This is a genomic window from Photobacterium sp. WH77, assembly GCF_022014395.1.
Classification (GTDB): domain Bacteria; phylum Pseudomonadota; class Gammaproteobacteria; order Enterobacterales; family Vibrionaceae; genus Photobacterium; species Photobacterium arenosum.
Window position 1 is genome coordinate 140,993 of the sequence record NZ_JAKLTE010000005.1, and the last position, 11,818, is coordinate 152,810.

The window sequence follows — 11,818 nt, forward strand, 5'->3', positions numbered from 1 at the left end:
TCAAGGATACTAAGTTGTCGGCAATGAAAGACAGATACCCTATTTGGAAAACCAGCGGCTGGACGTTTGGTGTTTTACTGGTTTTACCCATTTTAGCCATTTTCTATACGGCACTGGGGGAATCGGATCAGGTGTTTGCGCACCTGATGAGCACAGTGATGGGGACCTATACCCTCAATACACTGGTGCTGGTCACCGGCACCGCGTTACTGGCGGCTTTGTTTGGCTTGCCCGCCGCCTGGTTTATGGCCATGTGCCGGCTGCCCGGTGAAAAATGGCTGCAATGGGCCTTAGTACTGCCACTGGCGATGCCGGGCTACATCATAGGCTACATCTACACTGACTGGTTCGACTATGCCGGACCGGTACAAATTCTGCTGCGCGATTGGTTTGGCTGGCAGAGTTATCAGGATTACTGGTTTCCGGATATCCGAACCTTAGGCGGTGCGTGTCTGGTACTGGCTTTGGTGCTATATCCTTATATCTACCTGCTGGCCCGCACGGCTTTTATGGAGCAGAGTGCCAGTTTACTGCAATCTGCGCGTTTGCTGCGCTGTTCGCCGCTGGAAAGCTTCCGGCGCATTTCTTTGCCTCTGGCTCGGCCTTCCATTGCCGTCGGCCTGTCTTTGATTGCTATGGAAACCCTGGGCGATTTCGGCACTGTCAGTTACTTTGCCGTCCATTCGCTGACAACAGCGGTATACGACACCTGGCTGGGCTATTCCAATCTTAACGCGGCGGCAAAAATTTCAGCCATGATGCTGCTGGCTATTTTTTTGCTGATCAGCGCAGAGCGATTCAGTCGTCGCCGGCAAAAACTGTTTCAGCAGCACAGTGAGCCGAATGAAGATGTCCGTTACCGTTTGTCCGGCTGGAAGAAGGTGCTGGCACTGAGCTGGTGTTGGGGGCTGATTGGACTGGCTTTCATCCTGCCGCTGCTGCAGCTGCTCTATTATGCCTGGCAGTATTTTGCCCAGAGCTGGAACTCTGAGTTCAGACAGTTCAGCATGAACAGCCTGATGGTTGCTGTGAGTGCTGCTTTACTGGCTGTTGCTGTCGCACTGCTGGTCAATTTTTATCATCGTCTGGATGGCCGCCGTACCAGCATCGTGCCGATGCGTTTAAGTGTGATGGGCTATGCCGTGCCGGGTACTGTGCTGGCAATCGGCGTGATGATCCCACTGACCACAGCCGATCACTGGCTTAATGACTTCACTCAGTTCATGGGATGGGGACGGCCCGGACTCTTTTTCTCCGGCTCTGTGTTTGCGATGATTTTTGCCTTTGTGGTGCGTTTTGGTGCAGTAGCCGTTGGCAGTATTGAAAGCAGCCTGGCCAAAATACCTCCGTCACTGGACATGGCTGCCAAGACCATGGGGTGCGCGCCCATGTCTATGCTGAGGCGTGTACATTTGCCGCTCATCCGGCGGGGCTGCCTGATAGCGGGTCTGCTGGTCTTCATCGAGTCCATGAAGGAGCTGAACGCCGCGCTGTTACTGCGGCCATTTAACTTTGAAACTCTGGCAACCTATGTCTTCAACTATGCCTCTGATGAGCAGCTGGAGCTGGCCGCAATGCCAGCCATTCTGCTGGTGCTTGTCGGCTTGGTGCCTTTGGTTGTTGTAAACCGTTCATTGGAGCAATCACACTGATGAGTCATGCGTTATCTGTCCATAATCTGACCTGTCGTTATAACGGTCATGCTGTACTGGAAAATCTGTCTCTGGTGGTGGAAGACAATGAAATCATCTGTTTGTTAGGAGCTAGCGGCTGCGGGAAAACAACCCTGCTTAAAGCCATTGCCGGCTTATTACCGCAAGAGCAGGGTGAGTTGCGGATTAATGGCCGTACTGTGGTGGATAAAGTGAACTGGGTGCCGCCGGAGAATCGCAATATAGGGATGATATTCCAGGATTATGCGCTGTTCCCCCATCTGACTGTGGCGGAAAATATAGCCTTTGGCCTGCGAGACTGGGAAAAAAACAATGCGCAGACCAAAGTGGAAGAAATGCTGTCGCTGGTCAGGCTGGAAAACCTTGGCCAGCGTTATCCGCACCAGCTATCTGGCGGTCAGCAACAGCGTGTTGCGATTGCGCGGGCTCTGGCTTGCGAGCCTGATCTGATATTGCTGGATGAACCGTTTTCGAATATCGACACTCAGGTTCGCCATGGGCTGATTCGGGAAATACGACGAATCTTCAAGGCGCAAGGGGTAACGGCTATCTTTGTGACTCATAGCCGGGAGGAAGCCTTTGCTTTCGCGGACAAGCTGGCAGTGATGCACAATGGCGTGATAGAACAGTTTGGTACCGCAGCGGAGCTTTACTATCAACCTTGTAGCCGTTTTGTCGCTGATTTTCTGGGGGCGGGGTCTTATTTGCCGGCCACTATCGGGCAGGATGGCTTGCTGACACCCTTTGGCTGTGTTGATCTGGCAAAAGCCGTCACATTTGGCGAAGGCAGGCATGTTGAGTGGCTTGTCAGGCCACAGAACCTAAAGCTGGCACCGACCGAAGACGGTGATGGGATTATTCTGGAACAGCAGTTCATGGGCGACAGCTGCCGCTATACGGTAGACTACGAGGGGCACCACTTGATAGTGAATACCCCTATGATCCTGCAAACTGGTCAACGCGTATCCGTAGAGTTGGACTTGTACCAGCCCAGAGTACTTGCTGCTGCCAGTTAACGGCAGCAGTTATACCTGCGGGAACATTAGGCTGATGTAAGCGTCGGCCTGTGTTTGCATGCTGTTTTTATCTGGCTCAATGTTGGCGCGTAAATACAGCACGTAACATAAACCATGAAGCAGCCAGGTCAGATCATAAGAGGTGATCTCCGTACTTAGCTGACCATCCTGTTTACCCTGCTCAAAGATATTGGTCAGTTGTTTCAGGTTCGGACGGTTTGCATCAAGAAACTGCGGCCAGGTTTCAGTTCTGACAGAAGTACTCCATTCAAACCATACCTTTAACCAGTCCTGCTGTTCGATAACCGCATCAATCATATAGCCTGTGATGCAGCTCAGGTGACTATGAAGGGTATCGTGCTCTTCTCCCAGGCACAGATTCAGCAGTTCATTAAAATTTCTTTCCACCTGTGACAGAACTTGCTCAACAAGTGCCTCACGGGTAGGAAAATAATTGAAAACCGTTGCCACTGAGACATTAGCCATATCAGCAATGTCGGCATGTCCTGCTCGTCCGATACCTCGGCGGGCAAACACTTCCAGCGCGCACTTGAGAAGTTGTTGTTTTCGTTTCTCAGGTGAGAGACGCGTCCTCGTTTTTTTAACTATGGTGTCCATGCTACAAATTCCCTAGCCAATCGATTTATATGCACTTTGCTTAATAACTCTACCTCAGCAATGGATTTGGTTCAATCTGATTTATACCCGTTGTGTCATATGGCTCGAATAATTGAAGCAATAACTTTTCTTGTTCAAGGATGGTAGAATAGCTTTTTAGTAATCACTGAGACCCATGTGCATGCCAAATGCGCATATGGAGAGATAAATGAAGCATACCATTGAAGTCATGATTTCTGAGCAGGATGTTCAGGCAAGGATTAAAGAGCTCGGAGAGCAGATCACCGCCTATTATCAGGGCTCAGAAAACCTTGTCATGGTGGGATTGCTGCGAGGTTCCTTTGTCTTTATGGCTGACCTGGCCCGTGCGGTTGATCTGCCGCACGAAGTGGATTTTATGACGGCTTCCAGTTACGGAAACGCGATGGAAAGCAGCCGTGATGTCCGTATTCTGAAAGATCTGGATGATGAAATCGAAGGCAAAGACGTGCTGCTGGTTGAAGATATTATTGATACCGGCAACACGCTGAATAAAGTCCGGGAAATACTGGCCCTGCGTAATCCGAATTCCATCCGTATCTGTACTTTGCTGGACAAGCCTGAGCGCCGTGAAGTCGCCGTGGATGCCGAGTGGATTGGTTTTGAAATTCCCGATGAATTTGTGGTCGGTGTCGGCATAGATTATGCGCAGAAATACCGCCATCTGCGATTTATCGGAAAAGTGATTCCGCTGGAAGACTGATAACTCTCGGTTTTTAGCTGCGTGATGCAAGTAAAAGCGACCAGATGGTCGCTTTTACTTTATGGGTTATTCTTTGGGCAAAATCGTTGCCATTGCACTTTGGTAGGAAACTTCCAGAGACTCCCGGCTGGTGGCGGTAACGCCCAAATCCGTCAGTTTGCCGTCACCAATACCGTACACCCAGCCATGAATTTTAACTTTCTGGCCGCGTTCCCAGGCTTGTTGCATGATGGTCGAGTTGCCCAGGTTGTATACTTGCGAAGCCACGTTGATTTCACATAGCTTATCGGCCCAGGCCTCACGGGGCAGAGTCCCCAGATCGCTGCGGTGCTTAAGGTACAGATCGCGAATATGAAGCAGCCAGTTATTGATGAGCCCTAAGGGCGGATTATCAATGGAGGCTGCCACACCGCCGCAACCATAGTGGCCGCAGATAATGATGTGTTTGACCTTGAGCACATCGACAGCATACTGCACCACTGACAGGCAGTTCAGATCAGTATGGATGACCTGGTTAGCCACGTTTCGGTGCACGAAAAGCTCGCCAGAGTCCAGGCCAGTCAGGCGTTCTGCCGGAACCCGGCTGTCGGAGCAGCCGATCCAGAGATATTCTGGGTGCTGTGCTTTCGCTAGATGTGAAAAGAATTCCGGGTTTTCTGCTTTAATCTTTTCCGACCAGGAAAAGTTATTTGCAAATAGCTGTTTAATTTCTGCCATGACAACACCTTAGTTTGCTACATTGGGTTGTTTATCTTTGGTCAGGCTATGGCTGCTATGATGCGCTTGCAAAGCCAAAGATAAACAGGTCATTACTATACACTTGCGAGGCGGCTTGCAAATCCGATTTGTTGATTTTTTTACTCTTTATACCAAATAAAAAAGCGTATTGTATGAATGCATTAGAAATTACTGATTTAAACAAGGCTTATCCAGGGGTGCAGGCCCTTAAGGATATGAGCCTGACAGTCGAAGAAGGGGACTTTTTCGCTCTGCTGGGGCCTAATGGGGCCGGTAAATCGACCACGATTGGTGTGATCAGCTCCCTGGTCAATAAAACCTCCGGTCAGGTGAAAGTGTTTGGCTATGACATCGATAAGCAGTTGGTTGAAGCGAAAAATCAGCTCGGTCTGGTGCCGCAGGAGTTTAACTTCAATCAGTTCGAGACTGTCGAGCAGATAGTGATTAATCAGGCCGGTTTTTATGGCGTCCCCAAGGCGCTGGCCAAAGAGCGGGCAAAGAAGTACCTGACACAGCTGGATTTGTGGAACAAGCGCAATGAGCGTGCCCGTAGTTTGTCTGGCGGTATGAAGCGTCGCCTGATGATTGCCCGTGCCCTGATGCACGAACCCAGGCTGTTAATTCTCGATGAACCGACTGCAGGGGTGGATATCGAGCTGCGTCGTTCGATGTGGACTTTTTTACGAGAAATTAACCGTCAGGGTGTCACTATCATTTTGACTACGCATTACCTGGAAGAAGCCGAAATGCTGTGCCGTAATATCGGCATCATTAATCATGGTGAGCTGATTGAACACACCAGCATGAAATCTCTGCTGGCCAAGCTGGAGGTGGAAACCTTCATTCTTGATGTTGTCCTCAATGGCAGTAAACCTGAACTTGATGGTGTGGCATGGAAAATGCCGGATAACCACACGCTGGAAATCGACATTCACAAGGGAACAGGTCTGAACTCTGTATTCAGCCAGCTGAGTGCTCAGGGGATAGAGGTACTGTCTATGCGTAATAAAGCCAACCGTCTTGAGGAGTTGTTCGTGACGCTTGTAGCTCAGAGCCAAGGAGAGCAGTCTGCATGAGATACCAGTATTGGATTGCTTTTCAAAGTTTAATCAGTAAAGAAGTGAACCGTTTTGCCCGTATCTGGGTACAGACACTGGTGCCGCCAGCCATCACCATGACGTTATACTTCATCATTTTCGGTAGCCTGATCGGCAGTCGGATCGGTGAGATGGGCGGTTTTACCTATATGGAATACATAGTGCCCGGTTTGATCATGATGTCAGTGATCACTAACTCATATTCAAATGTGGCGTCTTCTTTCTTTAGTGCTAAGTTTCAGCACAATATTGAAGAATTGCTGGTTGCGCCTGTGCCCAACTTTGTCATTATCGCTGGCTATATTGGCGGTGGTGTACTGCGCGGACTGGGTGTCGGGGTGATAGTGACGGCTGTGTCACTGCTGTTTGTCGATTTGCAGATAGCGCACCTGGGGGTGATTATTGCCACTGTCATCATGACCTCCATCGTTTTCTCTCTGGGGGGGCTGATCAACGCGGTGTTTGCCAAAACCTTTGATGACATCAGCATTATTCCCACTTTCGTACTGACGCCTTTGACCTACTTAGGCGGGGTGTTTTATTCCCTCAATTTGTTGCCTGAATTCTGGCAGTGGGTGTCCAAACTCAACCCTATCGTCTACATGGTCAATGCTTTTCGTTATGGCTTCCTCGGGGTATCCGATGTCGGTATAGGCACAGCGTTTAGCGTGCTTCTGGCCTTTGTGCTTGCTTTGTACGGCCTGGCCCACTATCTGATATCAAAAGGGATAGGCTTACGCTCCTGAGTCGATACAGCGGGTTTAATGCCCAATAAAAACGCCCGGTTACCGGTAAGTAACTGGGCGTTTTAGTCAGATGCTTATCGCAGATGTCTGTCTGGTTTTGTTAGTGAGTGGTGTCTGCTGAGACAGAGGCCAGCTCAATGACCTGATTATCAATCAGACGCGCTTTCCCCAGGAAAGCAGACATCAGGATCACCGCCTGTGTGGTCTCTTCGCCGACAACCTGCAGCGTACGGGCATCACGGATGTAAATTTCATCCGGTTCCAGACCGGCAGCACGCAATTGATCATTGGCATCCAGCACCACTTCATCAAAGTCACGGCGTCCGCCGCGGATCTGGCTGCTGATCCAGCGCATGGTTTTGGCCAGTACCGGTGCGCGCTGACGCTCATCTACGGTGAGGTATCCATTACGAGAGCTCATAGCCAGGCCATCCATTTCACGCACTGTCGGTACACCAATGATCTCAATCGGCATCGCGAGATCGTTGACCATTTGACGGATCAACGCCAGTTGCTGATAGTCTTTTTCACCAAAGCAGGCCACATCTGGCTGCACAATATTAAACAGCTTGGCCACTATGGTGGCGACGCCACGAAAATGACTTGGGCGCAACGCCCCTTCCAGCATGTGAGACAGGCCCGGCACTTCGACAAAGGTTTGTCGGTCCATGCCATTGGGGTAAATGATATCCGGGGTCGGTGTGAAAACCAGTTCGACGCCTTCACCATTTAATTTGGCCAGATCCTCTTCCAGAGTACGAGGATAGCTATTCAGATCGTCAGCTTTATCGAACTGCATTGGGTTAACGAAAATACTGACAATAATGATATCGGCTTGTTCGCGTGCTTTGCGAACCAGAGTCAGGTGCCCCTGATGCAGATTTCCCATGGTCGGAACAAAGGCGATACGGCGGCCTTCACGGCGCCAGGCCCGAACCTGTTCACGAACAGGGGAAATGTCAGCAAAAGTCTGCATGGTGGGTTTTCCTTACTCAAAGGTATGCTCTGGACCCGGGAATGTTCCCGTTTCCACTTCTTTCAGATACTGTGAAACCGCTTTGCGGATATCGCCAGTCTGAGCAAGATAGTTTTTAGAAAAACGCGGCATATAATTGGCAGAAATGCCTAACATGTCGTGCATGACTAAAATCTGGCCGTCAGTCACGTTACCGGCTCCGATGCCGATAACAGGAATATCTAAGGCTTCGGTGATGCGTTTGGCCAGTGAGGCAGGGACACACTCCAGCACGACAATTTGTGCGCCTGCCTTTTGCAGCGCAATGGCGTCGGCAAGCATCTGGTCAGCGCGTTCTTTATCGCGTCCCTGAACTTTGTAGCCACCAAAGATATTGACCGATTGAGGTGTCAGGCCCAGATGGGCGCACACAGGTATGGCACGTTCGGTCAATGTTCTGACTGTGTCGGCCAGCCAGTTGCCCCCTTCCAGTTTTACCATGTTGGCACCGGCGCGCATCAGCTTGGCGGCATTGTCACAGGCCTGCTCAGGGGTGCCATAGGTCATGAAAGGCAAGTCCGCCAGAAGCAGAGCATTGGGGCTGCCGGCACGCACACAGCGGGTGTGGTAAGCCATTTCATCAATAGTCACAGGCAGGGTATCTGTCTGGCCTTGCAGTACCATACCCAGGGAGTCACCGACCAGAAGGACAGGCACTTCCTGTTGCTCAAACAACTGGGCAAAACTCGCATCATAAGAGGTGAGTGAGGCAAACTTACGACCTTCCTGCTTCCACTTCATCAGGTCGTTAATAGTGATTTTCTTCATTGTTATCTCCCTTCTCCCGGATGTGTCAGGATGGCCACACACGCAGGCCGTTTCGGTCCACCTCGGGTAGCAGGTCAGTCAGCGCTGTACCGTCAGGCAGGACGAGTTCAGGGGCAATTTCAGCCAGTGGATAAAGCACAAACTCACGGGCTTTCATGCCATAGTGCGGAATAGTTAAACGTTCACAGTGATGCTGCAAATTGCCATAAAGCAGGATATCCAAATCCAGAGTGCGCGGCCCCCAGCGTTCTGCTTTGCGGACTCTTCCATGCAACTGTTCAATCTTCTGCGTCAGATCGAGCAGCGCCAGTGGTGTCAGTTCAGTATCAACGGCAACCACAGCATTGATGTAATCGGGCTGATCCTGCGGCCCCATAGGGGTGCTGCAGTACAGCGAGGACTCAGCGACCACGCTTAGGTCACAGGCCTGACGTAACGCCGTCAGTGCCTGGTAAGCCTGGTTCACCGGATCATTCAAATTGCTGCCGATGGCAATATAGGCACGAATCATGAGGCCGATTTTGCCTGTGGTTTCTTTCGTCGTTGCGGACGACGGCGACGACGCTGATTACCGCCACCCAGTTCCTGAACCATTTTATTGCGTTCATCACGTTCAGCAAACTGGAACTTGTGCCACCAGGTTGCCAGTTCAGCCACATCTTTCCCTTCAAACTGGCCACGCATTTCGAGAAAATCGTAGGCTGCCCGGAATTTAGGGTGTTCCAGCATGGCAAAGGCGCGTTTACCGAAACGGCGGCTGAAGCGGTGCTGTTGCTGCCAGATATCACGCACAGTCGTGGTCAGGCGGCGAGGGATGGCAATGTTTTTCACCTGCTCATCCAAAATGTCATTGGCCGCTATCATGAAAGCATCGTAGTCGCTCAGACCACTGGTGCTGGCAATTTCTTCTGCCCGGACATTCATCGGATACCAGAGCATGGCCGCAAACATAAAGGCTGGATTGACGCGCTTACCTTCTGCGATTCTGACGTCAGTGGCAGCCAGGATGTGCTCAAGCATCTTCTCGGTCAGGCTGCTGTGATCTTCGGTAAAATGCTCGGCCAGAATCGGGAACAGCTGCTGGAACAGATTGTATTCGCGCAGCATTTTGTAAGTCTCAAGCCCTTTACCGGCCTGCAGCAGTTTGAGGCTCTCTTCAAACAGACGTGCGGCAGGAATGTCTTTCAGCAGGGTCGACAGTTCCAGAATCGGGGCTGCAGTGCGGGCTTCAATCTGCATATCCAGCTTGACGGCAAAGCGTACGGCACGCAGCATCCGCACCGGATCTTCACGATAGCGGGTTTCTGGATCGCCGATCAGGCGGACCAGGCGGTTTTGCAGATCAACCACACCGTTCGCGTAATCACTGACTGTGAAATCTTTGATGCTGTAATACAGGGCGTTAATCGAGAAGTCACGGCGTTCTGCGTCTTCATCAATGGTGCCATAGACATTGTCACGCAGCAGCATGCCTTCATGGTTGCGTGAGGCAATGGCCTGCTTGCCGGCTGGCAGCTTAACGGCGCCTGCATCATGGTGGCCGCGGAAAGTGGCCACTTCAATCACGTCACGGCCAAAAAGTATATGGGCGAGACGGAAGCGGCGGCCGATCAGGCGGCAATTGCGGAACAGCGCCTTAATTTCTTCCGGCGTTGCATTGGTCGCAATATCAAAATCTTTGGGTTCTTTGTCCAGCAGCAAATCCCGAACACCACCGCCGACCAAATAGGCGTCAAAACCGGCTTTATTGAGGCGGTAGAGTACCTTCAGCGCATTTTCGCTGATGTCTTTGCGGGAGATACCGTGCTCCTGGCGTTGATAAACTTGCAAGCTTGGCTCCTTGTTACCCAGAGCTTTTTGCTCTCGGGTCAATACTTTACGGCAAAAGCTGGCGACTCGACTAAAGATAACACACCTCGTAATTGTGATAAGGCCGGACTGAACAGCCGCATATCATATACCCAAGTCACCTCTAGATGCTAGGTTCAGCGTGATCGCTGTTGTTGGCGGCAGGTTCGCGACATCCCAATGCGCGATCCCCCAACGGAGAATGTCGTCGCGATCAGCGCACTGCAATTCTGCCGGCGGGCACATCCCCAGAAACCTCATAGCGTGCCACAGCTGCGGGCCTGGCCGACGCGTGTCGATAGCCGGCGCGTGATTTTGTTTGGACAGTTTATTGCCGTTTTCCGTTACGGCAAGCGGCAGATGTAAATAGCTTACCTCGGGTTGTCCTAATCGGTGATACAGGCCTATCTGGCGTCCTGTCGGTTCAATCAGATCGGCTCCTCTGACGACCTCTGTGACGCCTTGCGCTATATCATCCAGCACGACCGCCAGGTTGTAGGCATACAGGCCGTCACGGCGGCGGATGATGAAATCTTCGCTGGCCAGCGCTTCGGGTATTGCGATCCAGCCGTGCAGCTGGTCATGAAAACCTGTGATGGCCTGGTCGACTTTCAACCTTACCGCACTGTGAGCGGCATCCAGGCCGGCATTGCGGCAAGTGCCGGGATAAAAGCCACCGGCTTCTTTGATCGCTTTGCGGCTGCAACGACAATAATAGGCGTCGCCCTGAGCCAGCCAGTGTTCTATCTGAGCCTGGTATAGGGCGTGGCGCTGACTCTGGTAAATGACACTGCCATCCCAGGTCATGCCAAAGGCGTCCAAGGTGCGCAGTATGTCGTCTGCGGCACCGGGCATTTCACGCGGGGGATCCAGATCTTCGATTCTGACCAGCCATTGACCTTGCCGGGAGCGCGCCTGCAAATAGCTGCCCAATGCTGCCACCAGTGAGCCGAAGTGCAGCGGACCGGAAGGTGAGGGGGCGAATCGTCCAGTATACGGAGATAATCTTGTCATGGTGTTGGATAGCAGACAGTCAATAACAATAAAAAAGGGAGCCTTGGCTCCCTTTTGTCAGATTATGGTTACAAAGGGCAGTTTAGCCAGCCATTTGCTTTTCTTTGATCTCTGCCAGTGTCTTACAGTCGATGCACAGGTCGGCTGTCGGACGGGCTTCCAGGCGGCGAATACCAATTTCCACGCCACATGAATCACAGAAACCAAAATCGTCATCTTCGATACGTTGCAGCGTTTTTTCGATTTTCTTGATCAGTTTACGCTCACGATCTCGGTTACGCAGTTCCAGGCTGAATTCTTCTTCCTGTGCTGCACGGTCAACCGGATCCGGAAAGTTAGCCGCTTCATCCTGCATATGGTTAACGGTACGGTCAACTTCTTCACGCAATTGGTTGCGCCAGGCTCCGAGAATTTTGCGGAAGTGCTCTAACTGCGCTTCACCCATATATTCTTCGCCGGCTTTTTCCTGATACGGGTCAACCCCAGCAATAGCCAGGATGCCTAACGATTTTTTAACCTTGCTCTCTGGCATATAGCATCTCC

At 51.4% G+C, this 11,818-nt stretch carries 13 protein-coding genes; 5 read left to right on the forward strand and 8 right to left on the reverse strand.

What is annotated here, in order from left to right:
- Positions 1 to 23: 23 nt before the first annotated feature.
- Entirely contained in the window at positions 24 to 1,652 is a 1,629-nt protein-coding gene (locus tag L6J37_RS07100; protein WP_237794647.1) for an ABC transporter permease, read from the forward strand.
- Complete coding sequence (locus L6J37_RS07105) at positions 1,652 to 2,689, forward strand: ABC transporter ATP-binding protein (protein WP_192015793.1); 1,038 nt, start codon at positions 1,652 to 1,654, stop codon at positions 2,687 to 2,689. The genes L6J37_RS07100 and L6J37_RS07105 overlap by 1 nt, the downstream gene beginning before the upstream one ends.
- A 9-nt stretch (positions 2,690 to 2,698) precedes the next feature.
- Here the strand turns inward: L6J37_RS07105 and L6J37_RS07110 are convergent, their stop codons facing one another.
- Positions 2,699 to 3,307 (reverse strand): TetR/AcrR family transcriptional regulator, encoded by a 609-nt coding sequence (locus L6J37_RS07110; protein WP_192015792.1) that lies wholly within the window; start codon positions 3,305 to 3,307, stop codon positions 2,699 to 2,701.
- A 208-nt stretch (positions 3,308 to 3,515) separates the two neighbouring features.
- Between L6J37_RS07110 and hpt the strand changes: the two genes are divergently transcribed.
- Positions 3,516 to 4,049 (forward strand): hypoxanthine phosphoribosyltransferase, encoded by a 534-nt coding sequence (gene hpt, locus L6J37_RS07115; protein WP_192015791.1) that lies wholly within the window; start codon positions 3,516 to 3,518, stop codon positions 4,047 to 4,049.
- A 66-nt stretch (positions 4,050 to 4,115) separates the two neighbouring features.
- Here the strand turns inward: hpt and can are convergent, their stop codons facing one another.
- Positions 4,116 to 4,766 (reverse strand): carbonate dehydratase, encoded by a 651-nt coding sequence (gene can / locus L6J37_RS07120; protein WP_192015790.1) that lies wholly within the window; start codon positions 4,764 to 4,766, stop codon positions 4,116 to 4,118.
- 173 nt (positions 4,767 to 4,939) lie between these two features.
- Here can and L6J37_RS07125 point away from each other — a divergent pair, with 173 nt between their 5' ends.
- Both L6J37_RS07125 and L6J37_RS07130 read left to right on the forward strand, forming a co-directional pair.
- On the forward strand, positions 4,940 to 5,863 hold the full coding sequence (locus tag L6J37_RS07125) for an ABC transporter ATP-binding protein (RefSeq protein WP_192015789.1): 924 nt from the start codon (positions 4,940 to 4,942) through the stop codon (positions 5,861 to 5,863).
- Positions 5,860 to 6,630, forward strand: coding sequence for an ABC transporter permease (locus L6J37_RS07130; protein ID WP_192015788.1), 771 nt, complete (start codon positions 5,860 to 5,862; stop codon positions 6,628 to 6,630). Before L6J37_RS07125 ends, L6J37_RS07130 begins: the two co-directional genes overlap by 4 nt.
- A gap of 100 nt (positions 6,631 to 6,730) precedes the next feature.
- Here the strand turns inward: L6J37_RS07130 and panC are convergent, their stop codons facing one another.
- From panC to dksA, 6 genes are all read right to left on the reverse strand, one after another.
- A complete protein-coding gene (panC, locus tag L6J37_RS07135; RefSeq protein ID WP_192015787.1) occupies positions 6,731 to 7,606 on the reverse strand; it encodes a pantoate--beta-alanine ligase in 876 nt (291 codons plus the stop codon).
- Positions 7,607 to 7,618: 12 nt separating this feature from the next.
- Entirely contained in the window at positions 7,619 to 8,413 is a 795-nt protein-coding gene (gene panB, locus L6J37_RS07140) for a 3-methyl-2-oxobutanoate hydroxymethyltransferase (RefSeq protein ID WP_192015786.1), read from the reverse strand.
- 25 nt (positions 8,414 to 8,438) lie between these two features.
- Positions 8,439 to 8,924, reverse strand: a complete 486-nt coding sequence (folK, locus tag L6J37_RS07145; protein ID WP_237794648.1) for a 2-amino-4-hydroxy-6-hydroxymethyldihydropteridine diphosphokinase — start codon at positions 8,922 to 8,924, stop codon at positions 8,439 to 8,441.
- Positions 8,921 to 10,285: a polynucleotide adenylyltransferase PcnB gene (gene pcnB / locus L6J37_RS07150; RefSeq protein WP_218384307.1), complete on the reverse strand. Its 1,365-nt coding sequence runs from the start codon at positions 10,283 to 10,285 to the stop codon at positions 8,921 to 8,923. The genes folK and pcnB overlap by 4 nt, the downstream gene beginning before the upstream one ends.
- A gap of 81 nt (positions 10,286 to 10,366) precedes the next feature.
- On the reverse strand, positions 10,367 to 11,275 hold the full coding sequence (gene gluQRS / locus L6J37_RS07155; protein WP_192015784.1) for a tRNA glutamyl-Q(34) synthetase GluQRS: 909 nt from the start codon (positions 11,273 to 11,275) through the stop codon (positions 10,367 to 10,369).
- Positions 11,276 to 11,357: 82 nt separating this feature from the next.
- Entirely contained in the window at positions 11,358 to 11,807 is a 450-nt protein-coding gene (gene dksA / locus L6J37_RS07160) for an RNA polymerase-binding protein DksA (protein WP_027253634.1), read from the reverse strand.
- Positions 11,808 to 11,818: the final 11 nt, after the last annotated feature.